This window comes from Mycobacteriales bacterium, from assembly GCA_035533475.1.
Taxonomy (GTDB): domain Bacteria; phylum Actinomycetota; class Actinomycetes; order DATLTS01; family DATLTS01; genus DATLTS01.
In genome coordinates, this window is sequence record DATLTS010000035.1 from 124,200 (window position 1) to 149,936 (window position 25,737).

The following is a 25,737-nucleotide window of genomic DNA, read 5'->3' on the forward strand; positions in this document are numbered from 1 at the left end:
AGTCTAAGCTTCGCCCCGACCCGCCCGGCCCGCGTCACAGCCGGGGCACGTACCGCCGGCCGCGCAATGCCGACTCGATCAGGTCGACCGCATGCGCCGCCGTCGCCAGCCGGCCGACCTCCCGCTCGTACACCGACACCGCCGCGTCGACCACCTCCGGTGCGACCACCGGCGCCAGGGCGGCTCGCGCCCCGGCCAGCCCCCGCCGGGAAGCCTCGACCGCGGCGGCGAGATGGCCGGCGGCGAACCGGGCGAGCACGATCGGGTGCCGGCGAAGCACCTCGTATCCCCGGTAATCCGCCGGACACTGGTCGAACAGCCAGCCGACCGCCGTACCTTCCCAGTCCGGACTGCCCGGCGTTCGGACGCCGGGCGGCCAGCCCGGCGGCAGTTGGGTCACCGGGGCTCCGGGACCAGCAGCCCGATGCACTCGACGTGTCCCGTCATCGGAAAGGCGTCGAACGCGCGCAACCCGGTCAGCCGGTAACCCTGCGCGGCAAACGACGCGACGTCGCGCGCCAAGGCGGAAGGGTCGCATGCCACGTAGGCGACGGCCCGCGGCCGCAGTCCGACTATCGCCGCGACGACCGCCGCGCCGGCGCCGGCTCGCGGCGGGTCGAGCACGACCACGTCGCTGCGTCCGAGGGAGCCGAGCCGCCGCGGGTCGACCCGCGCGTTGAGGACCTGGACCTGTGGCAGGTCGGCGAGGTTGACGGCCGCGTCGGCGGCCGCGTCACGGTCGGACTCGACGGCGGTGACCCGCCCCTCGGCCCCGACCCGTTCGGCGAGCGCTGCCGCGAAGAGGCCGACCCCGCTGTAGAGATCCACCGCCCGCTCCCCGGGTCGCGGCGCGAGGAACGCACAGACGGCGGCGCTGAACGTCTCCGCGGCCGCCGGGTGAACCTGCCAGAAGCCGCGGCCGCTGACTCGGAACTGCCGCCCGAAGGCACGCTCGCGGACCCCGGGTCGGCCATGGCGCGCGAGCGGCCCGTCGCGGCCGACGGTGAGCAGGGCATGCGCGGCGTCGAGCGGCGGAGTGAACGGCTCGACCCCGCCGGAGGCCGCGGTGACGACGACGGCACGGTCCCGCGTGGCCGCCGCGACGGCGACCTCGACGAGGGCGGCCCCGGGCCAGCGACGACGCTCCACCCCGAGGTCTTCGACGAGTGGATGGGCCAGCGGGCATGCGGTCAGGGGCTCGATCTCGTGCGAGCGGTGCCGGCGCAGACCGACCACCGCGTCCGCTCCGACGGCGAACTGCACCCTGGTGCGCCAGCCGAGACCGTCTGGGCAGCCGGCCAGGGCCTCGACCTCGACCTCGACGTCCAGGCCGGCGAGCCGACGCAGTTGCTCACGGATGACGGCCGCTTTCCCGGCGCGTTGTGCCGGCAGCGCAGCGTGCTGCCAGTCGCAGCCCCCGCACCGCCCTGGTCCGGCGTGCTGGCACGGCGGTGAAACCCGGTCCGGCGAGGCCCGGAGCACCTCGACGGCGTCGGCCCTCGCGTACCGCGCCCGTTGCTCGGTGATCCGGGCGCGGACCAGCTCACCGGGTAGCGCGTGGCGGACGAAGACCACCCGGTCACCGTCTCGCGCCACACACATCCCCCCGGATGCGACCGGCCCCACCTCGAGATCGAGTTCGGGCTGCCCGCCGGTCACGCGTCGGGCAGCAGGATGAGCCTCGGGTTGCGCATCGCAAGCCGACCCTCGTAGGTGGCGACCATGCCTTCCACCCTGACCCGCCGCCCCGGCGCCACGCCACGGATCTCGCGCCGGCCGAGGAAGACGAGCGACACCCCTCCGGTGTCGTCCGCGACGACCGCCTCGAGCACCGGGGCCTCGTCTTTCGGTCGCACCTCGACCGACCGGATGCGCCCCTCGATGCGGGCCCGTTCCCGATAGCGAAGCTGGTTGATGGCGACCACCCCGTCCGGCCGGGCCGGCGTCCTGGCCGCCTCACCCGATTCCACCCGGGCGGCCCGGCGCCGCCCGGAGTCCTCGGCGGCCGCGAACTCCTGCTCCATGGTCAGCCGCTTATGCGACGCGGTGTGCACCGGAGGCAGCCGCGGGTCGAACGGCACGATGGTGGCCGCCGCGTGGGGGACCCGGCTCACCGTGGCCGCGATCCGGTCGGCCGTGCGGTCGTGCAGGAGCCGGCCGATCAGTGGCGAGTACGACCGCCGGGGCAGCAGCACGGTCGCCTCGGTCACGCCGTCGTCGACCTCCCCCACTACCAGTTCGAGGGCGGTCCGGCGGATCCGGCGGTCGGGGCAGTCGTGCAGCTCGAGATTTATCCCACCGTGCTCGAGCCGGCCCCACCGGTCGGCGAGGGTCTCGGCCCGAGCCGAGTCGAGGACGATGTGCACCGCTCGAATCTCGCTCGGCCGCAAGCCGCGGGCATAGCGGACCGCCCGCAGGGTCGCAAGATCGAGGCTGTCGACGAAGACGAGCACCACATGGCGGCGGAAGTTCGGTTCGACATCGAGTCGCGGGGCGAACGTCCGATATGCCTCGGCCTCGTCGCGGTACTGGCGGTTCAGCCGGATCAACACGTAGACCATGATCGGGAAGATCACCACCACGAGCCACGCGCCCTGGGTGAACTTCGTCACCGCGAAGATGAGCACGATGAACCCGGACAGCGCCGCGGACGTCAGGTTGATCGAGAGCTTGCGCCGCCAGCCGGCCTCCCTCGTGCGCAGGTGGTAGCGGGACAACCCGGCCCCGGCCATCGCGAACCCGGTGAATACCCCGATCGCGTAGAAGGCGATCAGGGAGTCCACCTTGGCTCGGGTCGCGATGAGCAGCGCGACCGACACGACGGCGAGCACCACGATCCCGTTGGAGAAGGCCAGCCGGTGCCCCCGATGGGTGAGCTGGCGAGGCAGGAACGCGTCTTCGGCGACGAAACTGGCGAGGAACGGGAAGCCGTTGAAGCTGGTGTTCGCTCCGGTGTAGAGGATGAGCATCGTGGAGAGCTGGACGAGGAAGAACAGGGTCTTGCCAGCCAGGCTCGTTCCGAGCACGTCGTGCGCCACCTGCGAGATGACCGTCGGAGTCCCGCTCCGGTAGGGCACCGCGTGGGTGTAGTGGGTGAGAACCGAGACCCCGGTGACGAGCGAGCCGAGGATCGCGCACATGACCACCAACGTCCGCCGGGCATTCCTCCCCTCGGGCGGGCGGAACGCGCTCACGCCGTTGGAGACCGCCTCGAGCCCGGTGAGCGAGGACCCACCGTTCGCGAAGCTCCGCAGCAGGTAGAAGATGCCGAGTCCGGTGAGGATGCCGTGGCTCTTGTTGATGACACCGATCGGACCGTGCAGCGGGATCGGGTGCGGGTGCAGGTGACCGGTGGCGAGCTCGACGAGTCCGATGACCACCACGAGGCCGAGGGAGACCGAGAAGAAGAAGGTGGGAAAGGCGAAGGCCCGCCCGGCTTCGCGGATTCCGCGCAGGTTGCCGTAGGCCAGCAGGGCGACGACCCCAACCGTTATCCACGTCTCGGACGGGGCGAGCCGGGACAGCGCCGGGTAGGAAACGACCGCGGCCGTCCCGGCCGCCGTCTGGACCGCAACCGTCACGGTGTAGTCGATGAGCAGCGCCACGGCCGCGACCTGGGCGACCCCGGGCCCGAAGTTCTCCCGGGCGACAACGTAGGAGCCGCCGGCGCGGGTGTAGATCATGACTACTTCGCGGTAGGACAGCATCGTCACCACGAGGACGAAGATGACCGCGAGCGTCATCGGCAACAGCAGCGTGAATGCGGCCGCCCCGAACCAGGGCAGCAGGATGAGCAACATCTCCTCGGTCCCGTACGCCGAGGAAGAGATCATGTCCGGGGCGAGCACACCGAGCGCGACCGGATTTGCCAGCCGCTCTTCACGCAGCTGGGCAGTGGTCAGCGGCGCCCCGAGCAACCTGCGTTTGATCTGGTAGCCCAGGGTCTCCGGAAGCTCGGTCGTGAGCAACGGGATCGGCGCGGGTGAGGGTGGGGCAGGGTCGTCATCGTCGGGGGGCACGGACCAAATCATGCCGTCCCCGGTGTCGGCGTCGGCGTCAACCCGCTGACCAGCGACGCCCGGACGTATGCTCGACGCGCACTGCGGACCGGGGAACACCTCACGCACCCGCGGCTGGTTCCGGTCGCCGGCCTCGGGGCCGAGCGCACGGAGGCCGGAGATCCACGTCGTGATCATGGGCTGTGGTCGGGTGGGCTCCAGCCTGGCGCACAGCCTCGAGAAGCTCGAACACTCGGTGGCCATCATCGACCAGAACGCGGAGGCGTTCCGGCGGCTCGGCCCGGACTTCGGCGGCAAGACCATCACCGGGGTCGGGTTCGACCGTGACAAGCTCATCGAGGCCGGGATCGAGACCGCAGGTGCCTTCATCGCGGTGAGCAGCGGGGACAACTCGAACATCATCTCGGCGCGGGTCGCCCGGGAGAACTTCGGCGTAACGCGGGTGGTCGCTCGCATCTACGATCCGCGGCGGGCCGAGATCTACCAGCGGCTCGGGATCCCCACGGTGGCAACCGTGCGCTGGACCGCCGACCAGATCCTGCGCACCCTGTTGCCGGAGGACGTCCACAGCGACTGGGTCGACCCGTCCGGGCACGTGATGCTGGCCGCCCTGCCCTTCAATGAGACCTGGATCGGGCGCCCGATCTCCGAGCTGGAACGCGAGACCGGCGAACGGGTGGCGTTCGTGACCAGGCTCGGGGACGCGCTGATCCCAGACCGGCAGACGATCATCCAGGAAGGCGACCGGGTCCACGTCTTGACCACCAAGGAACGGCTGGTCGCCGCCGGAACGCGCTGCAGCAAGCGGATCGAGCAGAACTGATGCGGGTAGCCATCGCGGGCGCCGGGAAGGTCGGCCGTTCGATCGCGGGCGAGCTTCTGGCGAACGGCCACGAGGTCCTGCTCATCGACAAGGATCCGAGCGTCGTCAAGGAGTCGCTCGCGGGAGCCCGCTGGTACCTTGCGGACGCCTGCGAGATCGCCTCGCTCGACGAGGCGGACCTCGACCGTTGCCAGGTGGCCATCGCCTCCACCGGCGACGACAAGGTCAACCTGGTCGTGTCCCTGCTCGCGAAAACCGAGTACGGCGTCCCGCGAGTCGTTGCCCGGGTCAACCATCCCAAGAACGAGTGGCTGTTCAACGAATCCTGGGGGGTCGACGTCGCCGTCAGCTCGCCCCGGCTGCTCTCGGCCCTCGTCGAGGAAGCGGTCACGGTCGGCGACCTGGTCCGGCTCATCTCCTTCCGGGAAGGTAAGGCGAGCCTCGTCGAGCTCACCCTCGCCGGCGAGGCGGACCTGGTCGGCGCGCGAGCCGGATCGGTGGACTGGCCGAGGGACACCGCATTGGTGGCGATCCTGCGCGAAGGCCAGGTGATCGTGCCGTCCCCCGACGATCCGCTGGAGGCCGGCGACGAGCTGATGTTCGTCGCGACCCCGGAGGCGGAAGACCAGCTCGAGCGCCTGCTCTCGACCGGATCCGAGGGCGACCTCAGCGGGTCTCGGTGATCTCCGGGCCGCGCCGAAACGGATCTATGCCGGGGCGCGCCGCCTCGGGTGCCTCGGCCAGGCCGAGGGCCGCCTTCGCGTCCCGGGGCAGGACCAGCGGGATCGGGTCGCGGGGGGCCATCGCCTCCCCACCCCGGTCGACGACGATGCCGCGGAAGGCGTCCTCCAGCCGACGGGCCTGACCGGGGTCCGTCGCCGCGACGCCGGTGAGCAGCCCGCGCAGGAACCAGCGGGGACCGTCGACACCGAGGAAGCGCACCGCCTGGCCCCCGGAGCCGGGGGCGGGCGCGCGGCCGCGCAACTCCACGCCGAACGGCCCGGTCACCTCTTCCGCCGCACCACCTGAACCGCGGAGCGACTCGGCGATCTCGGCGCGGACGTCGGCCCAGATCCCGGCCGACTTCGGCGCGGCGAAAACGCTGACCTGAAGCATGCTGCGACCGTCGACGAAGGTAACGGCCAGGACCTGCTGACTCGCCGGGTCCAACTCCATCCGGACCTCGATCCCATCCGGGGTCGGGATCCTGATCGGTCCGAAGTCGAACCGGGCGAGCGCCGCGTCGAATTCGTCGTTGATGTCCCAGGGACCGGCGGGTCGACCGGGTACCGGGTCGAGGTCCGCACCTTCCCCGGCCGCGCCCGGCCCGACCGCCCCATCGTCAGCCGCCCCATCGTCAGCGGCGGCGTCGTCAGCGGCGGCATCGTCGAGGCCGTCGTCGTCAACCACCTCGCGTCGGCGACGGAACACGACTACCTCCCGTTCCCGGCGGCGCTGCCGCCGGTCGACCCGAAGCCCCCGTCGCCACGTGCGGATCCGGGCAGCTGTTCCACGTCGGCGAACGTGACCCGTTCCACCCGCTGCACAACGAGCTGCGCGATCCGGTCGCCGCGGGCAAAGCGCACCGGAGCCACCGGGTCAAGGTTCACGACGATCACCTTGATCTCCCCACGGTATCCGGCGTCCACCGTGCCGGGTGAGTTGACCAGCGCCACCCCGGCGCGCGCAGCCAGGCCGGAGCGGGGGTGGACGAACGCCGCGTAACCCTCCGGGAGCGCGATCGCCACGCCGGTCGGCAGGACCGCACGCTCCCCGGGGGCCAGCTCGACGTCGACGGTGGTCACGAGATCCGCGCCCGCGTCCCCGGGATGGGCGTATGTCGGCAGCGGCACCCCGGCGTCCAACCGGCGGATCGGCACGGTGATCTTCGGGGTCATGGCTGGTCGGTAGAACCCAGGGCCCGCACGAAGCGTGAGCCTACCGAGCGTCATCGGTTGCCGGCCCGCCCCAGCCCTGTGGCACCCTCAAAACCGTGTCGGACTACCGGGAACGGCTGGCCACCCCATGGTGGTGGTGGCTCGCGGTCGTGGGCGTCGTCGCCGTCCTGGGGGCCGAGCTGTACACCGGGGTCGACCTGGTCTGGGACCTGTCGGGGTTCGCCGCCGTGGGAGTGGCCGCGGTGGCCCTGCTGGCCGGGCTGGGGCGCACTCGGATCGAGGTGTCCGGGGTCACGCTGACCGCGGGTCGGGCCCGGATCCCGGTCCGGATGCTCGGCGCGCCACTCGTCCTCGACCCCGACCTCCTCCGCCACCAGATCGGCCCCGAAGCCGACCCGACCGCCTACCTGATGGTGCGCTGGTGGGTGCGCCAGGCGGTCCGGCTCGACGTGCTCGACCCGGACGACGACACCCCGTACTGGATCGTGTCGACAAGGCATCCGATGGAGCTCGCCGCCGCGGTCGAAGCCGCGAAGGCGCGGGAAGCGGCTGGCCGGCCGCAAGATGCCCCCGCCGCCTAGCCGATCGCCTGACCCAGCGCGGTCGCCAGATCCCCGCATGGTTCGACGTCCACGGACCCGCATCCCAACCAACCCGCGACGCCGCGCAACTCCGCCGCCAACGCGGTCGCGGTCGGCTCCGCCGCGGCGGACGGTTCCAGCCACGCCGCCCGCACGCGCAGCACCCCGGCCGCCCGGTCGGTCTTGAGGTCGACCCGCGCGGCTAGCTGCTCGCCGAGCAGGAAGGGCAGTACGTAATAGCCGTGCACCCGCCGGGGCGCCGGGACATAGATCTCAACCCGGTAGTCGAAACCGAAGATCCGCCGCACCCGGGACCGCTCCCAAACCAGCGGGTCGAAGGGGCAGAGCAGCGCCGATGCCCGGACCGGCCCGGGCACGACCGTGTCCGGGAGGAGGTAACCAGGCGACCGCCAGCCCGCCACGGCGACCTCGACGAGCCGACCGGAGGTCACAAGCTCCCCTACCCGGGCGTGCGCCTCGGGCGCTTTGATCCGGTAGTAGTCGCCGAGATCGCCGGCGGTCGCGACCCCGAGTGCGCGAGCGGCCCGCAGCACCAGGGCGCGCTGCGCGGCGGCCTCGCTGGGCGTCGGAGCCTCCAGCACCGCCCTCGGCAGGACGCGCTCCGGCAGGTCGTAGAGGCGGGTGAAATTGCGCCGGCCGGAGCAGGTCACCGCACCGGTCCAGAACAGCCACTCGAGAGCCACCTTTCCCGCCCGCCAGTTCCAGCCCCATTGCCCGGACGGCCGGTCGCCGGCGCTCACCAGGTCCGCGACGGTGAGCGGGCCACTGGCTGCCACCTCCGCGAGAACCGACGAGATGTATTCCGGCTGCTCCCGGGCGAGCCGGGCAACCCCGCTCCAGGTGCCGAGTCCCTGCGCCGCCCGCGCCATCCGCCATCGGAACAGCGGGTGCAGCTCCACGGGAAGCAGCGACGCCTCGTGGCCCCAGTACTCGAATAGTTCGTGATCGCGGTAGGCGAGGGCATCCAGCCGTTCCCGCGGGTAGCCGCCGAGCCGGGACCAGGGCGGCAGGTAGTGCGCGCGGGCGAACACGTTCACCGAGTCGATCTGGAGCACCCCGAGCTCGCCGGCGACCCGGCGCAACGCGCCTAGCCCGGCCGGCCCTTTCGGCCGTGGTCGACGCAGCCCGGATGCGGTGAGGGCAAGCCGTCGCACATCACGACTCTTCAGCTCCAACGACGCGCCCGCCTACCGATCCGCCTCAGCGCACGAGATCACGCCGGCCACGCGCAATCCTGCACCGGGCGACGGGGCACAATGCCGGTCGACACGCCACCGCACACTCGAGGGCCGATGGAAAACCGCTGGGGACGCATCGACGCGTCCGGGACCGTCTACGTGACGTCACCGGACGGCGAACGGGCAGTGGGCTCGTGGCAAGCCGGACCGCCGGCCGAGGGGCTCGCCCATTTCGAGCGCCGGTTCGCCGAGCTGGAGGCCCAGGCGGCGCTGCTGAGCCAGCGCCTGGAATCGGGCGTCGCCGATCCGGCGGCGCTGCGGACAACGGCCCGCCGGCTGCGCGACTCGCTGCCGACCGCTAACGCGGTCGGCGACTTCGCCGGGTTGCACGGCCGGCTCGAGGAGTTCATCGCGCGAGCCGACGAGCAGGTGGCGACCGCCGCAGCCACCAGGGCCGCCCGCAAGGCGGAGGCTGTGGAGGCGCTTGGCCGGCTCGCGGCGGAGGCGGAGACGCTCGCGGCGAGCTCCCAGTGGAAGGCGAGCGGGGACCGGCTCCGCGCCCTCGGCGAGGAATGGAAGGCGGCCGCCCACGGCGTCGACCGCAAGGTCGCGACCCAGCTCTGGCAGCGTTTCGCCGCCGCCCGGGCGGAGTTCACCCGTCGGCGCGGCCAGCACTTCGCCGCCCTCGCTGTCGAGCGGCATGCCACGGAGGAACGCAAGACGGCGCTCGTCGTCGAGGCCGAAGGGCTGGCCGAGTCCAGCGACTGGACCGGTGCGGCCCGCCGGTTTCGTGAGCTCGTGACCGCATGGAAGGACGCCGGCCGAGCGGCGAAAGCCACCGAGGACGCGCTGTGGAACAGGTTCCGGGCCGCACAGCAGACCTTCTTCGGCCGGCGCGCGACCGCACTCGCCGAACGCGATGCGGTCCGGCGCGGCCAGCACAACGCGCGGGAGGAGCTGGTTGCCGCGGCGGAAGCCCTGGAGCCGAACACCGACCTGGCCGGCGCCAAGCGCCAGCTGCGCGAGATCCAGGAACGCTGGGCCGCGGCCGGACCGGTGCCGCGGGAAGAGCAGGCGGCATGGGATCGACGCTTCGCCGCGGTCGAGGACCGGGTCCGGTCGGCATCGGAGGAGCGGTGGGACCGGCCGAACCCGCAGACCTCCCCGCTCGTCGAACGGCTACGCGAGTCGGTCGCCAAGCTCGAGCGACGCGCCGAACGGGCCCGGGCAGCCGGCCGGGACGACGAGGCGGCCGAGGCCGAAGCCAAACTGTCCACCCAGCGCGAATGGCTGGCTCGGGCCGTACGTTGACCGCTACCGCGCCGGTGGCTTGCGGGGGGCGCGTCGGGTCCGCGCCGGGGTCGCGACGACGTCCACTTCTGGGGTGATGTCCACCGGGGCTGGCGGGGATGGCAGCGGGCGCGGGCGGCCGAACTGCGGCCTTACCTCGGCTGGGACGTCGCGCAGGTGCCAGCGAGCCAGGGCGGCGGCGGCCACCGCGAAGTAGGCGGTCGGGATCAGGCCGCGCAGGCTGGCCACCCGGTTACCGCCGTGGAAGACGCCGGGACCGGCGATCCGGAACAGCTGGTAGACGGCGATCACCGCCGTGACGGCGACGATCAGCACACACAGGAAGATGACCGCCGAACCGTAGCTGCGCCGGACCCGGCCGAGCGGACCGAGCGGGACCAGATCCTCGGCGCTGGCGCGGGCACCGGCCCGCTGGTGCACGAGGTAGAGGCCGCCGGCCACGGCGAGCACCAGCAGGCTGAGCACCGACTGCCGGGCCACCGCGTCACCCACCGGGTGTGACCCGGGACCTTGCCCCGGGGTCGCGCCGATCAGCTGGCACAGCCCGGCCACGAACGCGACGCTCGCGAATAGCCCGGCGAACAACGTGACGAACGAGGTGGCGAACAGGTAGACGAGCGTGGGACGGCGTCCGCTCGGATCCGGCTCCGCGCGGTTCGCCACGATGAGGATGACGAAGATCAGACCGAACAGGAGCGGGAGGAGGGCCGCCACGGCGATGCCGGCGGCCACCAGCGAGCCGGTGTTGGAGATCATGGGGAAACGGTAAGGGCTGATACCCGTCGCCCCGCCACGCCACGCCGCCATGCCACGATGCCGCGACGGAGACGTGGAAGGGTGACCCCATGGCCGCATCCTCGAAGGTCGGCTGGAAGGTGTACGGCGGTCTGTCCGGAGCGCTCGCCGGGCTCGCCGCCGAACGCGTGCTGCGGGTCGCCTGGCGGGCGCTGGCCGGTCATCCTCCGCCCGAGGAGCCGGGGAGTCCAGCCGTCCGCTGGGGCGAGGCGGCCGCCTGGGCCGGCGGGTCCGCGGCGGCGGTCGCGCTGGCTCGGCTGGCGGCGACGCGCCGGGCGGCCGCCTCCTGGCAGCAGGCCGCGGGGTCGCCGCCACCCGGACTCGGACCCCGCCGGTGAACCGGGAGGAGGAGCTGGCCTTCGCCGGGGTCGCCGGCCAGGCAGCCCGGCTCGCGGACGGCTCGGTCACCTCGGTCGGACTGCTCGACACCCTGCTCGGACGCATCGAGCGCCTCGATCCGGAGCTCGGGGCCTTTCGGGTGCTGCTCCCCGACGAAGCCCGGGCCGCCGCGGCGGCGGCGGACACGGCCCGGGCGGCCGGGGACCCACGGCCACTGCTCGGCGTGGCGGTGGCGGTCAAGGACAACGTCGACCTCGCCGGGGTGCCCACCCGCCACGGCACCGGCTCCCCGCAGCGCCCGGCGGCCACCGACGGCCCGACAGTCCGGCGGCTGCGCGACGCCGGTCTGGTCATCGTCGGAAAGACCAACCTGCCCGAGCTCGCGCTCTGGGCGGTGACCGCGTCCCCCTGGCAGCCGGTGACCCGCAACCCGTGGCGCACGGACCGGACGCCGGGCGGCTCGAGCGGGGGCTCAGCGGCTGCGGTGGCCGCCGGCCTGGTGGCTGCGGCGCACGCCACCGACGGCCTCGGCTCGATCCGGATCCCCGCCGCGTGGAGCGGGCTGTTCGGGCTCAAACCGAGCCGCGGTGTGGTCGCCCACGACGAACCCGACCACTGGCACGGGCTCTCGCACAGCGGTTTCCTCACCAGGACGGTTCTCGACACGGCGCTGCTGCTCGACGCCACCGGCTCCGGACCCGGCTTCGTCGCCGGCCTGAGCAGCGGACCCCGGCTGCGGGTCGGCTGGACCGACCGGCCGCCGACGCCGGGGGTCGGGGTCCACCCGGAGATCCGGGAGGCGCTAAGCGCCACCGTCCGGGCTCTCGTCGAATGCGGCCACGATGTCCGGCCGGTGCGACTGCCGCGCGCAGAGATCCTGCACGTGCTGCTGCCCCGCTATCTGCGTGGGGCCGCCGACGACCTGGCTCTGCTGGTCGACCCGGCGCGCACGCAGGCGCGGACCCGGGCGATGGCGCGGGCCGGCCGGCGGGTGCCCGCCCGGCTGCTCCGCGGGGCTCGCCGGTCCGGCGACCGGATCGGCGAGCGACTCGCGGCGACGACCTTCTCCGAGGTCGACGTGCTGATTCAGCCGAGCACCGCGCAGCTCCCGATCCGGGCGGACGCCTTCACCGGCCGCGGGGCGCTGCTGACCCTCGGTGGCTTTGGTCGGTCGGTGCCGTTCACCCAGCTGTGGAACATCACCGGCCAGCCGGCGGCCAGCCTGCCCGCGGCCGTGAGCCGCGCCGGACTGCCGATCGGGATCCAGCTGGTCGGGCGGCGCGGGGAGGACCGGCTCCTGCTCACGCTGGCCGCCGAGTTGGAGACGCACCTCGGCTGGTCCGGCCGGTACCCGCCGATGGCGGTCAGCGCGCCCTAACTGGGGTGGCCACCCGGTCGCGGAGGTAAACCGAGCGTGTCGAAGGGGTTGGATCGGTCGCCGGCTGGTTATCTGTGAGGTGTGGCCCGACCCGCTGCCCTAGTCGCCGCTTCCGGCCTGGACGGGTTGTTCGCGGCCCGCGTGCGCTTCGGCGTCGGTGCCGCCCTCGGTGAACTGCGCGGCACGGTGGTGTTCGACATCGCCGTCGGCGGTACCTGGACATTGCACATCGACGAGGGCCGGGTCGGGTTGCGCCGCGGGCCGGTGCGCCGGCCGAGCGCCACGATCCGTACCGATCCGCAGACGATGGCCGCCATCCTCGACGGCGAGACCTCCGGCGCCCAAGCCTTCCTCGACGGGCGGCTGACCACCCGCGGGGACATCGCGCTGGCGCTTCAGGTCGACGGCGCCTTCGACGTCGGGGAGCGGCCCGCGAGCTATCCGCGGGCCCGGACGGTCCGCCTGAACGGGGTACGCACCGGCTACCTGGAGGCCGGGCCACGGGACGCCCCTCCGGTGCTCCTGCTGCACGGCCTGGGAGCGACGAACGCGTCCATGCTGCCGCTGCTGCCGGCCCTGGCCGACGCCTACCGGGTCATCGTCCCGGACACCCCGGGTTTCGGCTCGAGCGACGCCCCACGTTGGCGTTACACCATGCGCGAACTGGCCGGTTGGCTCACCGAGTTCAGTGCCGCGATCGGCGCCACTCGACCGGCACTGGTCGGAAATTCGCTCGGCGGCCGGATCGCAATCGAGGCCGGGCTGACCGCCCCGGACGCGCTCGACCGGCTGGTCCTGCTCTGCCCGTCCCCGGCCTTCCGGCGGCTCCGCCAACTGGTGCCGGCCGTGCGACTGATCAACCCGGACATCGGGTGGTTACCGATCTGGCTGTCGCACCGGCTCGTCGTGGAGTTCACCCGGATGATGTTCAGCCGGCCGGATCGACTGCCCCGCGAGTGGTACGACGCGGCAGCCGACGAATTCCGCCACGTGATGAGCCGCCCGGCCCACCGGCGGGCGTTCGTCGCGTGCCTCCGCCAGATCTACATCGAGCAGGCCTACGGCGGCGACGGGTTCTGGGACCGGCTGACCGCCCTCGACGTGCCGGCGCTGTTCGTCTGGGGCGAACGCGACCGGCTGGTCCCGGCTGGCTTCGCCCGTTTCGTCAGCGCCGCGGTACCCGCCGCGCGCAGCGTCGTCCTGCCCGATTGTGGGCACGTCCCCCAGTACGAGTTCCCGGACGAGACCGGCGCGCTGGTCCGGGAGTTCCTCGACGCTTCCGACGGCGCGGTCAGGGGCGCAGGTCGGCGGCGATCCGCTCGCCGAGTCGGCGCGTCTCGCGCCGGTTGAGCGCGCCGCCGGCGACCGCTCCGACGAGGAAAGGCGCCAGCGTGGTTACGTTGCGACCGAGCCTTCGGGCCACCCGTTGCCGGAGCTCGCGACGGGTGGCCGAGGAGAGCACCCCCACGATGCCGTCCTCGGCCGACTGGTCGAGGCCCCGGCGGCGGGCCCAGGCTCCGAGGTAGCTGAGCCCGCGCTGCGCCGGGGTGCCGGTGGCCGGCCGGGCGTAGACCTCGTGCAGTTCCGCCACCAGCTTGAGCTCGATCGCGACCACCGCCACCGTTTCGGCAGCCAGCTGCACGGGCGCGGACAGCAACGTCGGCGGGGCGGCGAACTCCACCCCGGCAAGGGCACCGCCGGCGGCTCCGACCGCGGCGGTCGCCCGGCTGGCGGTCTCGATCAGCGCGGCGGCCAGCGCATCCGCGGCCAGCCCCTCGTGCTGGGCACGCAGCGTCGGGAGATCCCGCACCGGGACCCGCGGCGCGAGATCGGCCACGAGTCCGGCGAGCCACCGCCCACTACCGACCGCCGTGATCCCCGCCTGACGAGCGCTGGCCGCGATCGCCCTGCCGAGGGCGGCGAGGACCCGGACCCGATCGGCGGCCGGCTCCGCGGCCGTCAGCTCCTCGACGAGCCCGGCGATCTCCGCCGGCCGGCTCAGGCGCCGCACTCCCGGCAGATCATCTTGCCGTTCTTCTCGCTCGCCAGTTGGCTGCGGTGGTGCACGAGGAAACACCGGGAACAGGTGAACTCGTCCGCCTGGCGCGGCATGACCCGGACCGTGAGCTCTTCTCCGGACAGGTCGGCGCCCGGCAGCTCGAGCGACTCCGCCAGTTCGGCCTCGTCGACGTCGACGCTGCCGGCCTGGGCGTCGCGGCGCGCCTTGAGCTCCTCGAGGCTGTCCTCGCCAAGATCGTCATCGGTCGCGCGTGGGGTGTCGTAATCGGTTGCCATGAGTGTCCTCACCTTCTCGCGCGCCTATAACGCCCGACGGACCGGGTCTGTGCCCGATTCGGCGAACCAATCTCCCGGCCGCCTCGGGGACCGCGGGCATTCTGCCCGACCCGGGGCCGGCTGTCCTCACCTACCCCGGGGACGTCGGGCAGAATCCGGGCACCGCCGCCCACCGGTGCAGAAGGAGAGGACCCGGATGCCGATCTATGCGCTCGGCGATCGCTCGCCGACAATCGACCCCACCGCCTTCGTCCATCCGGATGCCGTCGTTATCGGGGCAGTGACCATCGCCGCGCAGGCGAGTATCTGGCCCGGATCGGTGCTCCGGGGGGACTACGGGCGGATCGAGGTCGGTGCCCGAACCTCGATCCAGGACGGGACGGTCGTCCACGCCACCGACGATCTGCCCACCCGCATCGGGGCGGACTGCGTCGTCGGGCACCTCGCGCACCTCGAGGGCTGCACCGTCGAGGACGGCAGCCTGATCGGGTCCGGTTCGGTCGTGCTGCACCGTGCCGTCGTGCGCTCCGGCGCGCTTGTCGGAGCCGGCGCGGTCGTCCCCAATGACACCGAGGTGCCGACGGGGGCCATGGCCCTCGGCGTGCCCGCCCGGATCCGCCCGGATGCCGTCCCGGCCGGGATCTTCGACGAAGCGGTCCGCCGCTACGTCGAGAACGCCGAGCGCTACCGCCGGGAACTGCGCCGGCTCTGACCGGAGGACCCGCGCTGGCGCCGCCCGGCGCTAACCCCTACTCTGGGTCATACCGAACGGCATTCTGTTCTGGTTTCGCGCCTTGCTGGAGGGTCCGTGGACTTCCGTGACACCACCGAGGAGGCGGCGTTCCGCAAGGAGCTCCGCGACTGGCTGACCGCGGCCCTGCCGGCCGACTGGTCGAGCCGGCCGCCACACGTCGGCCGCTGGGACGTCGAATTCGCCCGGGACTGGAGCCGGCGGCTCTACGAGGCCGGATACGTCGGGATCACCTGGCCGGCCGAATACGGGGGCCGCGGGCTGCCGCCGATCTACGAGGGCATCTACCTCGAGGAGAGCGCCCGGATCGACTCGCCCGGTCACCTCGGGGTGATCGGCCTCGGCATGGCAGGTCCGACGATCATCGCCTGGGGTAGCGACGAGCAGAAACGCCGGTTCCTGCCCAAGCTGCTGTCCGCCGAGGAGGTCTGGTGCCAGGGCTTCTCCGAGCCGGGCAGCGGATCGGACCTCGCCGGCGCCAAGACCCGGGCCGTCCTCGACGGTGACGAATGGGTGGTGACCGGGCAGAAGGTTTGGTCGAGCTACGCCCATCTGGCCGACTGGTGCATCCTCGTCGTCCGCACCGACCCCGAGGCGCCGCGCCACCGCGGGCTGTCCTACCTGCTCGTTGACATGAGCAGTCCCGGCGTGGAGGTCCGGCCGCTGCGGCAGATAACCGGGGACCCCGAGTTCAACGAGATCTTCTTCACCGACGTTCGGGTTCCGCGGGACTCGATGCTCGGCGCTCCGGGCGAGGGGTGGAACGTCGCGATGACGACCCTGCTCCACGAACGGGGCACCCTCGGCTTCGCGCTGACCGGTCAGCTCGAGCGACAGGTCAACCGCCTGGTCCGGCTCGCCCGCGAACCCGGTCCGGACGGGCGGACGGCGGCCGACGACCCGCTGGTCCGGGACCAGATCGCGCAGCATTGGGTCGACCTACAGGCCCTGCGCTACACGAACTACCGCTCGCTGACCGCACTGCTCAAGACCGGCGTGCCGGGCCCGGAAGGCTCGATCTCCAAGCTGCACATGAGCGAGACCAACCAGCGGCTCACCAAGCTCGCCCAGTCGATCAACGGGTTGACCGGCCAGCTGACCGGCGACGGGGCCGTCCTCGACGGCTACTGGACCTACCATCAGCTGCGCAGCCGGGGGAACACGATCGAGGCCGGCACCTCCGAGATCCTCCGCAACATCATCGCCGAGCGCGTCGTCGGCCTCCCGCGCAGCCGCTGACCCCCCAACCCCAAGGACCGCACCGATGGACTTCGCCTTCTCCGACGAGCAAGAGATGCTCCGCGCGGCCGCTCGCGCCTACCTCGCCGACCGCTACACCCCCGAGCGGGTGATCGAGCTCGCCGACTCGCCGGACGGGTGGGATCCGGCCTCCTGGCAGGCCCTCGCGAACCTCGGCTGGCTGGAGCCCGATCTCGGCGTCCTGGAGCACGCCGTCCTGTTCGAGGAGACCGGCGCCGCCCTGTATCCGGGTCCGTTCTTCTCCACCATCGGCCTGGCCGGCCCGGCGCTCCCCGAGGACCTCGCCGCCGCGGTCGCCCGCGGCGAACGCTCGGCCACCGTGGCGGTTGCGGAGCCGGGCGGCCCGGCCTCGCTGGCAGACGCCGACCGGGTGGCCACCACCGCGGATGCCGCCGGCCGGCTCACCGGCCACAAGATCCTCGTCCCCGACCTCACCTCGGTCACCGACGTGCTCGTCGTCGCCCGCGGGCCGCAGGGGGTCGGCCTCTTCCACGTCGAGGCCCCCGGCGCGGTCACGGCCCGGGAGACCATCGACCGGACCCGAAGGCTCGGTGAGCTCGTCCTCGACGCCACCCCGGCCCGGCCACTGCCGGAGGCCACGAGCCTCCCCCTGCTGCGCCTCAACGCCCTGGCCGCGCTCGCTTGCGAGGCCGTCGGTGTCGGCCAGCGGGCCCTGGACTTCGCGACCGAACACGCCAAGACCCGCGAGCAGTTCGGCCGGGTCATCGGTACCTACCAGGCCGTCTCGCACAAGATCGCCGACATGTTCGTACAGGTCCAGCTCGCCCGTTCGCTCGCCTACTGGGCCGCCTGGTGCGTGGCGGAGGGCGACGACCAGGCGCCGCTCGCCGTGGCCGCGGCAGCCTCCGACGCGGCGGCGGCGGCAGTGGCGGCCTGTGAGAATGCGATCCAGGTGCACGGTGGGGTCGGGTTCACCTGGGAGCACCCGTTGCACCGCTTCTACAAGCGGGCGCAGTGGATCCAGGCCTACGAGGGTCCCGGGCAGCGGCACCGGGCTGCGATCGCGACCGCCCTGCTCGGCTGACCGCCCCGCCGACCCGGTCGGCGATACTGGTCGGAATGCCCCGACGCCTGGCCGCTGCGGCCCTGCTCGCCCTCGCGGTCGGCTGTTCGGGTACCGCGCCCCCCCCGACGCCGCCGAGCCCGGACCCCGCGCCCAGCTCACCGGCCGCCACCAGTCCCCCATCGGTGCCGCTGATGCCGACCGGGGACTGGTCGGTGCACACCGCCGGGCCGCAGGACGCCATCGAGGGGTTCACCGACCGGGTGAGCGTGCTCCCGGGCACCCCGGTGCGCCTCTACATCTCGACGACGGCGACGAGCTACCGGATCGAGGCGTTCCGGATGGGCTTCTACGCGGGGGCGTGGGCGGCCCGTGTCTGGACCAGCCCGACGGAGCCCGGGCGACGCCAGGCCGGCGCGGACCTCACCGGCGGCACCTTCACCGCCGTCGCCCGTTGGCGGGTGTCGGTCACCGTCGCGACCACCGGCTGGCCGGCCGGGGACTACCTGTTTCGGCTGGACGCCGCGAACGGCGACCAGCGATTCGTCCCGCTCACCCTGCGCAGTCCGAGCACGGCCGGCCGGATCGTTCTGCTCGCGGCGGTGACGACCTGGCAGGCTTACAACAGTTGGGGTGGCTACAGCCTCTACCGGGGACCGAACGGGTTCGCCGACCGGGCCCGGGTGGTGTCGTTCGACCGGCCGTACGCCTACGGGGAAGGCGCAGCCGACTTCGTCGGCAACGAGCTCCCGGCGGTGATCCTGGCCGAGAGCCTGCGCCTGCCGGTGGCCTACGCGACGGACGTCGAACTCGACGACGACCCCGGTTTGCTCGACGGCGCCCGGGCGGTGATCTCCATGGGCCACGACGAGTACTACTCGCAGGCGATGCGCGACGCGCTGACCCGGGCCCGGGACCGCGGCGTGAACCTGGCCTTCCTCGGCGCCAACGCCGTCTACCGTCACATCCGGTTCGCCCCCGCCGGGGCCGTACCGGACCGGCTGGAGATCGACTACAAGAGCTTCCTCGACGACCCGCTGCACACCAGCGACCCGGCGGGCGCCACCGGCCCGGCCTGGCGCAGCCCGCCCGACCCGCGCCCGGAGAGCGTGCTCACCGGCACCTACTACCAGTGCAACCCGGTCGACGCGGACATGGTGGTCGCCGACCCGGGCAGCTGGTTGCTCGCCGGCATCGTCACCCCCGGTGAGCACCTGCACCGCCTCGTCGGCTCGGAATACGACGCCGTCGACCCGTCGGTACCGACCCCGCAGCCGATCGAGGTGCTTTTCCACTCCCCGCTCACCTGCGGCAGCGGGCGACCGTTCGCCGACGCGGCGTACTACACGACGCCGAGCGGCGCGGGGGTCTTCGACTCCGGAACGAGCTCCTGGGTCTGCGCCATCGCCGTCTTCCTCTGCGAGAAGGGCCATGGCGATCCGGCCGCCCAGCGGGTGGTCACCGCGGTGACCACCCGGCTGCTCGAGGCCTTCGCCGCTGGGCCGGCCGGCGCGGTGCATCCGGCCCGGCAGAACCTGGCTCGGCTCGGAATCGCTGCGCCCCCGGTGGCACCCACCCGCTGACCAGAGGAGCCCCCGCGCGGACGTGCGACCCTGTACCGGCACGCACCAGCCGTCCGAGGAGCGCCATGTCCGTCACCGCCGAGGCCCGCGCCGATTCCGCCACCTTCAACTCGCTGTCCCCCGCAACCGGCGAGGTCGTCGCAACCCTCCCGGTCGACGGACCCGAGCAGGTGGCCGCCGCCGTCGTCCGGGCCCGGGAAGCCGCTGGCTGGTGGCGGGAGCTCGGCTTCGCGGGCCGGCGCCGCCGGCTGCGCACCTTCCAAGGTGTCCTGCTCCGTGGCCGGGACGAGCTGCTCGACCTGATCCATCGGGAGAACGGCAAGCCGATCGTCGATGCGTGGATCGAGCACACCCTCGCCCTGGAGCACATCGGCTGGGCGGCGCGGCATGCGGGCAAGGTGCTCGGGCGGCAGCGGCCGGGGGGGTCGCTCATGCTGGCCAACATCTCCGCCCGGCTCGAATACCAGCCGCTCGGCGTGGTGGGCGTCATCGGGCCGTGGAACTACCCGCTGTTCACGCCGATGGGATCGATCGCCTACGCGCTCGCCGCCGGCAACACCGTCGTGTTCAAGCCAAGCGAATACACCCCGGCGGTGGGCCGCTGGCTGGCTGACGCCTTCGCCGACGTCGTCGACCAACGCCCCGTGTTCCAGGTGGTGACCGGCTTCGGCGAGACGGGGGCGGCCTTGTGCCGGTCCGGCGTCAACAAGATCGCTTTCACCGGATCGGCCCCCACGGGTCGCAAGATCATGGCCACCTGCGCCGAGACGCTCACCCCGGTGCTACTGGAGCTAGGCGGCAACGATGCCATGATCGTGGACGACGACGCCGACGTGGCCGCGGCGGCGCGGGCCGCGCTTTGGGGGGGCTGCGCGAATGCGGGCCAGACCTGCATCGGCATCGAGCGGGTCTACGCGACGGCGGCGGTCTACGACTCGCTCGTGGACAAGGTCCGTGAGCTCGCCGGCCCGCTGCGCGCCGGGGCCGGGTCGGACGCGGCGCTCGGACCGATCACGATGCCGAAGCAGGTCGAGCTGATCGAGGCGCACGTCCGGGACGCTCTGGACCGCGGGGCCCGGACCGTCGTGGGCGGCCTGGAGTCCATCCATGCGCCCTACGTGGAACCGATCGTCCTGGTCGACGTACCGGAGGACGCCCGGCTCATGCAGGAGGAGACCTTCGGCCCGGTGCTCCCGATCATCAAGGTGCAGGACGCGGACGAGGCGGTGGCTCGGGCCAACGCCTCGCCGTTCGGTCTCGGGGCGGCGGTCTTCGCCAAGCGACGCGGCGTCGACATCGCCCGTCGGCTCCAGACCGGCATGGTCAGCGTCAACTCGATGCAGGCGTTCGCCGGGTTGCCGTCCTTGCCGTTCGGCGGGGTTGGGGACTCCGGCTTCGGTCGGATCCACGGCGCCGACGGGTTACGCGAGTTCACCCGACCCAAGGCCACCGCCGTACAGCGGTTCAAGCTGCCGGCGGAGCTGCTGGCCTTCGACCGGCCGGCCTGGCTGCCGCGGGCCGTGCAGCGGGTCGACGAGTTGCGCTACGGTCGCCGCCGCCCTCCGGGTTAGTCGTCCCGGTCGGCGCCGAGCGGGGCCAGCAACCGGGCGAGTTCGTCGAACAGCGCCGGCGGGGCGGCGATGACGAGATCCTCGCCGGCCGACTCGCCGGCAAGCCCGCCGACCACGGCGCCGGCCTCGGTGGCGATCAGCCCCCCGGCGGCCAGATCCCAGGGCCGCAGGCCGCGCTCGTAGAAGGCGTCGACCCGGCCGGCGCCGACCGCGACCAGGTCGAGCGCGGCGGCACCGAACCGGCGGATGTCGCGGACCTTGGGAAGGACCACGCCGAGCACGGCGGCCTGCCGCGCCCGGCGGGCCGATGCGTAGCCGAAGCCGGTCGCGACCAGGGCCTGGGCCAGGTCGTCCTGTGCCGAGCAGCGCAGCGGCCGGCCGTTACAGCTGGCCCCGCCGCCGAGGCATGCCGCGAACAGCTCGTCCGACTCGGGGGCGTAGACGACGCCGGCCACCACCCGCCCATCGATTTCCGCGGCGATCGAAACCGCATATTGCGGGATCCGGTAGAGATAGTTCACGGTCCCGTCCAGCGGGTCGACCAGCCAGCGCACCGGGCTGTCCCCCGCGGCGGCACCGCTCTCCTCCGCGAGCACGGCGTCGTCCGGCCGGTCGGCCCGGATCCGGTCCAGGATGAGCCGCTCGGCCGCCGTATCCATCACGGTCACGACATCGGTTGGTGATGACTTCGTTCCGACCGCCAGATCGACCGGCCGGTCGCGGAGCAGCGCACCGGCGGCGCGAGCGACGTTGCCCGCCAGCTCGAGCAGGTCCGCAGGGTCCGGCCCGACCACCGGGGTCAGCCGTTGCGGTGGCGTCGGCGCATGACGAGCGCCGTAACCATACCCAGTCCGACGGCGGGTAACGCCCCCCAGCGCAGCCAGCGGGTGAACGGCCCAGCCGGCGGGGTCGTCGCGGCCGGCTCCGGCAGCTCGACCGCCTGGACCGGACCTGGAGCCGGAACGGGCAGCGGGTGATCCGGCTCGGGCAGCGGGTGATCGGGCTCGGGTGGCGGCGCAACCGGCCCGGCCGGCGTGCCCCCCGGCCGTTTGATCGGGCTGGGGCCGTCACCACCGGCTGCCGTGACCGGAGCGCGCCGGTCCCGCCGGGAGATCTTGGTACCGAGGAACACCAGCGGGTCGTACTTGCGGTCGACCACGCGCTCCTTCAGCGGGATGATCGCGTTGTCAGTGATCTTGATGTGTTCGGGGCAGACCTCGGTGCAGCATTTCGTGATGTTGCACATCCCGAGGCCCATCTGGTCCTGCAATAGAGCGCGCCGGTCGCTCGTGTCCAGGGGGTGCATCTCGAGTTCGGCGTATTTGATGAACATCCGTGGCCCGGCGAACGCCGGTTTGTTCTCCTCGTGGTCCCGGATGACGTGGCACGTGTCCTGGCACAGGAAACATTCGATGCACTTATGGAACTCCTGGCCGCGCTCGACGTCGACCTGCGCCATCCGGTAGTTCCCGTCCGCATCCCGCGGTCGCGGTGCGAAGGCCGGCACCCGGCGAGCCATCTCGTAGTTGAACGACACGTCCGTGACGAGGTCCCGGATGATCGGGAAGGTGCGCAACGGGGTGATGGTCAGCGTCTCCCCCGCCGCGAACGTGTTGAGCCGGGTCATGCACATGAGGCGCGGGATCCCGTTGACCTCGGCGCTGCAGGATCCGCACTTGCCCGCCTTGCAGTTCCACCGGACCGCGAGGTCGCCGGCCTGGGTGGCCTGCAACCGGTGGATCGCATCGAGAACGACCTCGCCCTCCTCGACCGGGACGGTGAAATCCACGAAGTCGCCACCGGCACCGTCGCCGCGCCAGACCCGCAGGGACAGGTCGTAGGCGGCCATCAGGCGTTCTCCTCGAACAGTTCCCGCAGCTCGGCAGGCATCGTCGGCAGCGGCTGCCGGCTCAGCTGGACCGTGCCGTTGGCAGCGGTGACCACCAGGTTGATCTTTCCCCAGTCGGGGTCGGTCCGCGGGTGGTCATCGCGGGTGTGGCCACCGCGGCTCTCCTGCCGCTCGAGTGCCGCCCGCGCGATGCACTCGGACACGGTGAGCATCGAGCGGAGGTCCAGCGCCAGATGCCAGCCCGGGTTGTACTGGCGGTGACCCTCGACACAGACCTGCCGGGCGCGCTCCTTGAGCCGCTGGATCTCCTCGAGGGCCTGCTCGAGCTCGTCGCCGCGGCGGACGATGCCGACGAGGGCCTGCATCGTCTGCTGAAGGTCCTTGTGGACTGAGTAGGGGTTCTCACCGCCGGTCTGGGAGAACGGCGCCACGGCGTCGACGGCGGCCTCGTCCACGACGTCTTCGGACACCCTCGGCCGGTCGGGCAGCTCCCGCGCGTATTCCGCGGCATGTTCCCCGGACCGCCGGCCGAACACGAGCAGGTCGCTCAGTGAGTTGCCGCCGAGCCGGTTCGAGCCATGCATGCCGCCGGAGACCTCGCCCACCGCGAAGAGGCCGGGCACGATCGCGGCCTGGGTATCGGCGTCGACCTCTACGCCGCCCATTACGTAGTGGCAGGTCGGCCCGACCTCCATCGGCTCCTTCGTGATGTCGACGTCGGCGAGCTCTTTGAACTGGTGGTACATCGACGGCAGCCGGCGCAGGATGTCCGGGGCGCTGCGCCGGGTGGCGATATCGAGGAACACGCCGCCGTGCGGCGATCCCCGGCCGGCCTTGATCTCGGAGTTGATGGCGCGGGCGACCTCGTCCCGAGGCAGGAGCTCCGGCGGGCGGCGATTGTTGATGTGGTCGGCGTACCAACGGTCCGCCTCGGCCTCGTTGTCCGCGGTCTCCTCTTTGAAGAACTCCGGGATGTAGTCGAACATGAAGCGCTGGCCTTCGGAGTTGCGCAGGACGCCGCCCTCACCGCGGACGGACTCGGTGATCAGGATTCCCTTCACCGACGGTGGCCAGACCATCCCGGTGGGATGGAACTGCACGAACTCCATGTTGATCAGCGAACCCCCCGCCCAGAGGGCGAGCGAGTGACCGTCGCCGGTGTACTCCCAGGAGTTCGAGGTGATCTGGAAGGACTTCCCGATCCCGCCGGTAGCCAAGATGACGGCCGGGGCCCGGAAGACGATGAACCGACCGCTCTCCCGCCAGTAACCGAAGGCGCCCGAGATCCGGTCGCCGTCTTTGAGCAGCTGGGTGACCGTGCACTCCATGAATACGTCGATCCCGAGTGCGAGCACGCGGTTCTGTAGGGTGCGGATCATTTCGAGACCGGTGCGGTCACCGACGTGGGCGAGCCGGGCGTAGCGATGGCCGCCGAAGTCGCGCTGGCTGATCAGGCCTTCCGGGGTCCGGTCGAACAGCGCCCCCCACTCCTCCAGCTCCCAGACCCGGGCCGGCGCCTCCTGAGCGTGCAGCTGGGCCATCCGCCAGTTGTTGAGCATCTTGCCGCCGCGCATGGTGTCCCGGAAGTGGACCTGCCAGTTGTCCTCCGACCAGACGTTGCCCATGGCTGCGGCGATCCCGCCTTCGGCCATGACCGTATGCGCCTTGCCGAGCAGAGACTTGCAGACGACCGCGGTGCGGGCACCCGCCTCGTGCGCCGCGATCGCCGCCCGCAGGCCCGACCCACCAGCTCCGACGACCACGACGTCGTAGTCGTGGCTCTCGTGGTCGGACATCAGAACAGCCTCGGGTCGTGCGAGAGCAGCCCACTGGCGAGCAGCCGGATATACAGGTCGGAGACCGCAACCCAGACCAGGCTGAGCCAGGCGAACTGCATGTGGCGGGCATTGAGCCTCGAGGCGAGCATCCAGTACCGGTAGCGCAATGGGTGGCGGGAAAAATGGTTGAGCCGACCACCGAGGATGTGTCGGCAGGAATGACAGCTCAGCGTGTAGACCCAGATGCAGATCGCGTTGACGACGAGGACCAGGGTGCCGACGCTCAGGTAGCCCCAACCCCCCGGCCCGTGGAACGCGTCGACCGCATCCCAGGTCAAGATTCCGGCGAAGAGCAGGGCGATGTAGAACCAATACCGGTGGCTGTTCTGCAGGATCAGCGGGAATCGGCGCTCACCGGTGTACCGCGCATGCGGCTCCGCCACCGCGCAGGCCGGTGGCGACTGCCAGAACGACCGATAGTAGGCCTTGCGGTAGTAGTAGCAGGTCAGCCGGAAGCCGAGCGGGAACAGCAGGATTAGCAGCGCCGGCGACCACGGGAACGCGAACCAATGCAGGCCGCCGCTGGCCGTGCAGCTGCGCGAGGACAGGCACGGCGAGTAGAACGGCGAGAGCAGCGGGGCGCCCCGCCCGTGGTCGTTGTAGAAGTAGTCCCGGCCCGCGAAGGCCGCGTAGGTCGAGTACCCGACGAATGCGCCGAGTACCACGACGGTCACGAGCGGCGCCCCCCACCAGCGGTCCCGGCGCAGGGTGCGGGCGTCGATCGCGGCCCGCCGGCCGGGAAGCGTCTGCGTTGCCATCGACAGCTAGCCGTCCCTTCGTCGCGACGCGGCGACCACCGGGGCGGCGGCGCCTACAGGTAGGGGTACTGGATGCCGAGCGTATCGGTGAGGGTCCGATGCGGGCCCTCCGGGTGAATGAGCCGGGCGAGGAGGAATGACCCCCGGGCAACGGGGAATGCCGTCAGTGTGAGGCAACGCACCCGACACGCGGGGCGCCTGCGGAACTTCGAGCCCTCGGAGGGTGTTGGATAGTTGTGATGACACCCTCGACCTTGCACCCCGACCCGACGGCCCTCAGCCCGGCCGATCGCTGTGACCGGTGCGGAGCCCGCGCCTACGTGCGGGCCGTGCTCCCGGGCGGTGGCGAGCTCCTGTTCTGTGCCCACCACGGTCGGCGGTTCGCCGACCGGCTCCGCGAGGTCGCGCTCACGCTCCAGGACGAGACCGGGGCCCTGACCGAGGCACCGTCCGCCAACTGACCGA

The 25,737-nt window shown here is 72.1% G+C and carries 25 protein-coding genes and 1 pseudogene; 13 read left to right on the forward strand and 13 right to left on the reverse strand.

Going from position 1 to position 25,737, the window contains the following annotated elements; genetic code table 11:
• Positions 1-34 precede the first annotated feature (34 nt).
• From VNG13_07980 to VNG13_07990, 3 genes are read right to left on the reverse strand one after another with little or no spacing between them, the layout of a single operon-like run.
• Positions 35-400: a hypothetical protein gene (locus VNG13_07980; protein HVA60462.1), complete on the reverse strand. Its 366-nt coding sequence runs from the start codon at positions 398-400 to the stop codon at positions 35-37.
• Positions 397-1,659 (reverse strand): TRAM domain-containing protein, encoded by a 1,263-nt coding sequence (locus tag VNG13_07985; protein ID HVA60463.1) that lies wholly within the window; start codon positions 1,657-1,659, stop codon positions 397-399. Before VNG13_07985 ends, VNG13_07980 begins: the two co-directional genes overlap by 4 nt.
• On the reverse strand, positions 1,656-4,019 hold the full coding sequence (locus VNG13_07990) for an amino acid permease (protein ID HVA60464.1): 2,364 nt from the start codon (positions 4,017-4,019) through the stop codon (positions 1,656-1,658). The genes VNG13_07985 and VNG13_07990 overlap by 4 nt, the downstream gene beginning before the upstream one ends.
• Before the next feature lie 160 nt (positions 4,020-4,179).
• Here VNG13_07990 and VNG13_07995 point away from each other — a divergent pair, with 160 nt between their 5' ends.
• Both VNG13_07995 and VNG13_08000 read left to right on the forward strand, forming a co-directional pair.
• A complete protein-coding gene (locus VNG13_07995; protein ID HVA60465.1) occupies positions 4,180-4,842 on the forward strand; it encodes a TrkA family potassium uptake protein in 663 nt (220 codons plus the stop codon).
• Complete coding sequence (locus VNG13_08000) at positions 4,842-5,525, forward strand: TrkA family potassium uptake protein (GenBank protein ID HVA60466.1); 684 nt, start codon at positions 4,842-4,844, stop codon at positions 5,523-5,525. The genes VNG13_07995 and VNG13_08000 overlap by 1 nt, the downstream gene beginning before the upstream one ends.
• Here the strand turns inward: VNG13_08000 and VNG13_08005 are convergent.
• Both VNG13_08005 and dut read right to left on the reverse strand, forming a co-directional pair.
• The gene (locus VNG13_08005; protein HVA60467.1) at positions 5,509-6,273 is read right to left on the reverse strand and encodes a DUF3710 domain-containing protein; all 765 of its coding nucleotides are present in this window, start codon (positions 6,271-6,273) and stop codon (positions 5,509-5,511) included. The genes VNG13_08000 and VNG13_08005 overlap by 17 nt on opposite strands.
• A 2-nt stretch (positions 6,274-6,275) precedes the next feature.
• Positions 6,276-6,740 carry a dUTP diphosphatase gene (gene dut / locus VNG13_08010; GenBank protein HVA60468.1) on the reverse strand — a complete coding sequence of 155 codons (465 nt, stop codon included), beginning with the start codon at positions 6,738-6,740 and terminating at the stop codon, positions 6,276-6,278.
• A 95-nt stretch (positions 6,741-6,835) separates the two neighbouring features.
• Here dut and VNG13_08015 point away from each other — a divergent pair, with 95 nt between their 5' ends.
• The gene (locus VNG13_08015) at positions 6,836-7,321 is read left to right on the forward strand and encodes a DUF3093 domain-containing protein (GenBank protein ID HVA60469.1); all 486 of its coding nucleotides are present in this window, start codon (positions 6,836-6,838) and stop codon (positions 7,319-7,321) included.
• Here VNG13_08015 and VNG13_08020 read toward each other — a convergent pair.
• Positions 7,318-8,496, reverse strand: a complete 1,179-nt coding sequence (locus VNG13_08020) for a crosslink repair DNA glycosylase YcaQ family protein (GenBank protein ID HVA60470.1) — start codon at positions 8,494-8,496, stop codon at positions 7,318-7,320. The genes VNG13_08015 and VNG13_08020 overlap by 4 nt on opposite strands.
• 138 nt (positions 8,497-8,634) lie before the next feature.
• Here VNG13_08020 and VNG13_08025 point away from each other — a divergent pair, with 138 nt between their 5' ends.
• The gene (locus tag VNG13_08025) at positions 8,635-9,831 is read left to right on the forward strand and encodes a DUF349 domain-containing protein (GenBank protein HVA60471.1); all 1,197 of its coding nucleotides are present in this window, start codon (positions 8,635-8,637) and stop codon (positions 9,829-9,831) included.
• A gap of 3 nt (positions 9,832-9,834) precedes the next feature.
• Here VNG13_08025 and VNG13_08030 read toward each other — a convergent pair whose 3' ends face one another.
• A complete protein-coding gene (locus VNG13_08030) occupies positions 9,835-10,587 on the reverse strand; it encodes a hypothetical protein (GenBank protein HVA60472.1) in 753 nt (250 codons plus the stop codon).
• 89 nt (positions 10,588-10,676) lie between these two features.
• Between VNG13_08030 and VNG13_08035 the strand changes: the two genes are divergently transcribed.
• The 3 genes from VNG13_08035 (at position 10,677) to VNG13_08045 (ending at position 13,693) form a co-directional block, all read left to right on the forward strand.
• Positions 10,677-10,964 carry a DUF4235 domain-containing protein gene (locus tag VNG13_08035; protein HVA60473.1) on the forward strand — a complete coding sequence of 96 codons (288 nt, stop codon included), beginning with the start codon at positions 10,677-10,679 and terminating at the stop codon, positions 10,962-10,964.
• A complete protein-coding gene (locus tag VNG13_08040) occupies positions 10,961-12,343 on the forward strand; it encodes an amidase family protein (protein HVA60474.1) in 1,383 nt (460 codons plus the stop codon). The genes VNG13_08035 and VNG13_08040 overlap by 4 nt, the downstream gene beginning before the upstream one ends.
• Positions 12,344-12,424: 81 nt before the next feature.
• Positions 12,425-13,693 (forward strand): alpha/beta fold hydrolase, encoded by a 1,269-nt coding sequence (locus VNG13_08045; protein ID HVA60475.1) that lies wholly within the window; start codon positions 12,425-12,427, stop codon positions 13,691-13,693.
• On the opposite strand, the gene VNG13_08050 is transcribed toward VNG13_08045, so the two are convergent.
• Together VNG13_08050 and VNG13_08055 are read right to left on the reverse strand one after the other, a co-directional pair.
• Positions 13,635-14,354 carry a hypothetical protein gene (locus VNG13_08050; GenBank protein HVA60476.1) on the reverse strand — a complete coding sequence of 240 codons (720 nt, stop codon included), beginning with the start codon at positions 14,352-14,354 and terminating at the stop codon, positions 13,635-13,637. The genes VNG13_08045 and VNG13_08050 overlap by 59 nt on opposite strands.
• Positions 14,342-14,638 (reverse strand): DUF4193 domain-containing protein, encoded by a 297-nt coding sequence (locus tag VNG13_08055; GenBank protein ID HVA60477.1) that lies wholly within the window; start codon positions 14,636-14,638, stop codon positions 14,342-14,344. The genes VNG13_08050 and VNG13_08055 overlap by 13 nt, the downstream gene beginning before the upstream one ends.
• A 196-nt stretch (positions 14,639-14,834) precedes the next feature.
• Between VNG13_08055 and VNG13_08060 the strand changes: the two genes are divergently transcribed.
• From VNG13_08060 to VNG13_08080, 5 genes are all read left to right on the forward strand, one after another.
• Positions 14,835-15,350 (forward strand): gamma carbonic anhydrase family protein, encoded by a 516-nt coding sequence (locus VNG13_08060; GenBank protein HVA60478.1) that lies wholly within the window; start codon positions 14,835-14,837, stop codon positions 15,348-15,350.
• A gap of 96 nt (positions 15,351-15,446) precedes the next feature.
• Positions 15,447-16,628, forward strand: a complete 1,182-nt coding sequence (locus VNG13_08065) for an acyl-CoA dehydrogenase family protein (protein HVA60479.1) — start codon at positions 15,447-15,449, stop codon at positions 16,626-16,628.
• Positions 16,629-16,653: 25 nt separating this feature from the next.
• Positions 16,654-17,694, forward strand: a complete 1,041-nt coding sequence (locus VNG13_08070) for an acyl-CoA dehydrogenase (GenBank protein ID HVA60480.1) — start codon at positions 16,654-16,656, stop codon at positions 17,692-17,694.
• A 35-nt stretch (positions 17,695-17,729) separates the two neighbouring features.
• Positions 17,730-19,256 carry a N,N-dimethylformamidase beta subunit family domain-containing protein gene (locus VNG13_08075; GenBank protein ID HVA60481.1) on the forward strand — a complete coding sequence of 509 codons (1,527 nt, stop codon included), beginning with the start codon at positions 17,730-17,732 and terminating at the stop codon, positions 19,254-19,256.
• 65 nt (positions 19,257-19,321) lie between these two features.
• Positions 19,322-20,827, forward strand: coding sequence for an aldehyde dehydrogenase family protein (locus VNG13_08080; protein HVA60482.1), 1,506 nt, complete (start codon positions 19,322-19,324; stop codon positions 20,825-20,827).
• Here VNG13_08080 and VNG13_08085 read toward each other — a convergent pair.
• From VNG13_08085 to VNG13_08100, 4 genes and pseudogenes are all read right to left on the reverse strand, one after another.
• A complete protein-coding gene (locus tag VNG13_08085) occupies positions 20,824-21,621 on the reverse strand; it encodes an inositol monophosphatase family protein (GenBank protein ID HVA60483.1) in 798 nt (265 codons plus the stop codon). The genes VNG13_08080 and VNG13_08085 overlap by 4 nt on opposite strands.
• 308 nt (positions 21,622-21,929) lie before the next feature.
• Positions 21,930-22,676: pseudogene (locus tag VNG13_08090) on the reverse strand (succinate dehydrogenase/fumarate reductase iron-sulfur subunit).
• The gene (locus VNG13_08095; protein HVA60484.1) at positions 22,676-24,472 is read right to left on the reverse strand and encodes a fumarate reductase/succinate dehydrogenase flavoprotein subunit; all 1,797 of its coding nucleotides are present in this window, start codon (positions 24,470-24,472) and stop codon (positions 22,676-22,678) included. Before VNG13_08095 ends, VNG13_08090 begins: the two are co-directional and overlap by 1 nt.
• Entirely contained in the window at positions 24,472-25,272 is an 801-nt protein-coding gene (locus VNG13_08100; protein HVA60485.1) for a hypothetical protein, read from the reverse strand. Before VNG13_08100 ends, VNG13_08095 begins: the two co-directional genes overlap by 1 nt.
• Positions 25,273-25,511: 239 nt before the next feature.
• Between VNG13_08100 and VNG13_08105 the strand changes: the two genes are divergently transcribed.
• A complete protein-coding gene (locus tag VNG13_08105) occupies positions 25,512-25,733 on the forward strand; it encodes a hypothetical protein (GenBank protein HVA60486.1) in 222 nt (73 codons plus the stop codon).
• Positions 25,734-25,737 lie beyond the last annotated feature (4 nt).

What these genes read in the sequence shown, in the direction of transcription:
- VNG13_08035 (HVA60473.1), top strand. Translation starts at nt 10,677, where the DNA reads ATGGCCGCATCCTCGAAGGTCGGCTGGAAGGTGTACGGCGGTCTGTCC.
- VNG13_08105 (HVA60486.1), top strand. Translation starts at nt 25,512, where the DNA reads ATGACACCCTCGACCTTGCACCCCGACCCGACGGCCCTCAGCCCGGCC.
- dut (HVA60468.1), bottom strand. Translation starts at nt 6,740, where the DNA reads ATGACCCCGAAGATCACCGTGCCGATCCGCCGGTTGGACGCCGGGGTG.
- VNG13_08000 (HVA60466.1), top strand. Translation starts at nt 4,842, where the DNA reads ATGCGGGTAGCCATCGCGGGCGCCGGGAAGGTCGGCCGTTCGATCGCG.
- VNG13_08055 (HVA60477.1), bottom strand. Translation starts at nt 14,638, where the DNA reads ATGGCAACCGATTACGACACCCCACGCGCGACCGATGACGATCTTGGC.
- VNG13_08080 (HVA60482.1), top strand. Translation starts at nt 19,322, where the DNA reads ATGTCCGTCACCGCCGAGGCCCGCGCCGATTCCGCCACCTTCAACTCG.
- VNG13_08075 (HVA60481.1), top strand. Translation starts at nt 17,730, where the DNA reads ATGCCCCGACGCCTGGCCGCTGCGGCCCTGCTCGCCCTCGCGGTCGGC.
- VNG13_08060 (HVA60478.1), top strand. Translation starts at nt 14,835, where the DNA reads ATGCCGATCTATGCGCTCGGCGATCGCTCGCCGACAATCGACCCCACC.
- VNG13_08070 (HVA60480.1), top strand. Translation starts at nt 16,654, where the DNA reads ATGGACTTCGCCTTCTCCGACGAGCAAGAGATGCTCCGCGCGGCCGCT.
- VNG13_08030 (HVA60472.1), bottom strand. Translation starts at nt 10,587, where the DNA reads ATGATCTCCAACACCGGCTCGCTGGTGGCCGCCGGCATCGCCGTGGCG.
- VNG13_08095 (HVA60484.1), bottom strand. Translation starts at nt 24,472, where the DNA reads ATGTCCGACCACGAGAGCCACGACTACGACGTCGTGGTCGTCGGAGCT.
- VNG13_08025 (HVA60471.1), top strand. Translation starts at nt 8,635, where the DNA reads ATGGAAAACCGCTGGGGACGCATCGACGCGTCCGGGACCGTCTACGTG.
- VNG13_08100 (HVA60485.1), bottom strand. Translation starts at nt 25,272, where the DNA reads ATGGCAACGCAGACGCTTCCCGGCCGGCGGGCCGCGATCGACGCCCGC.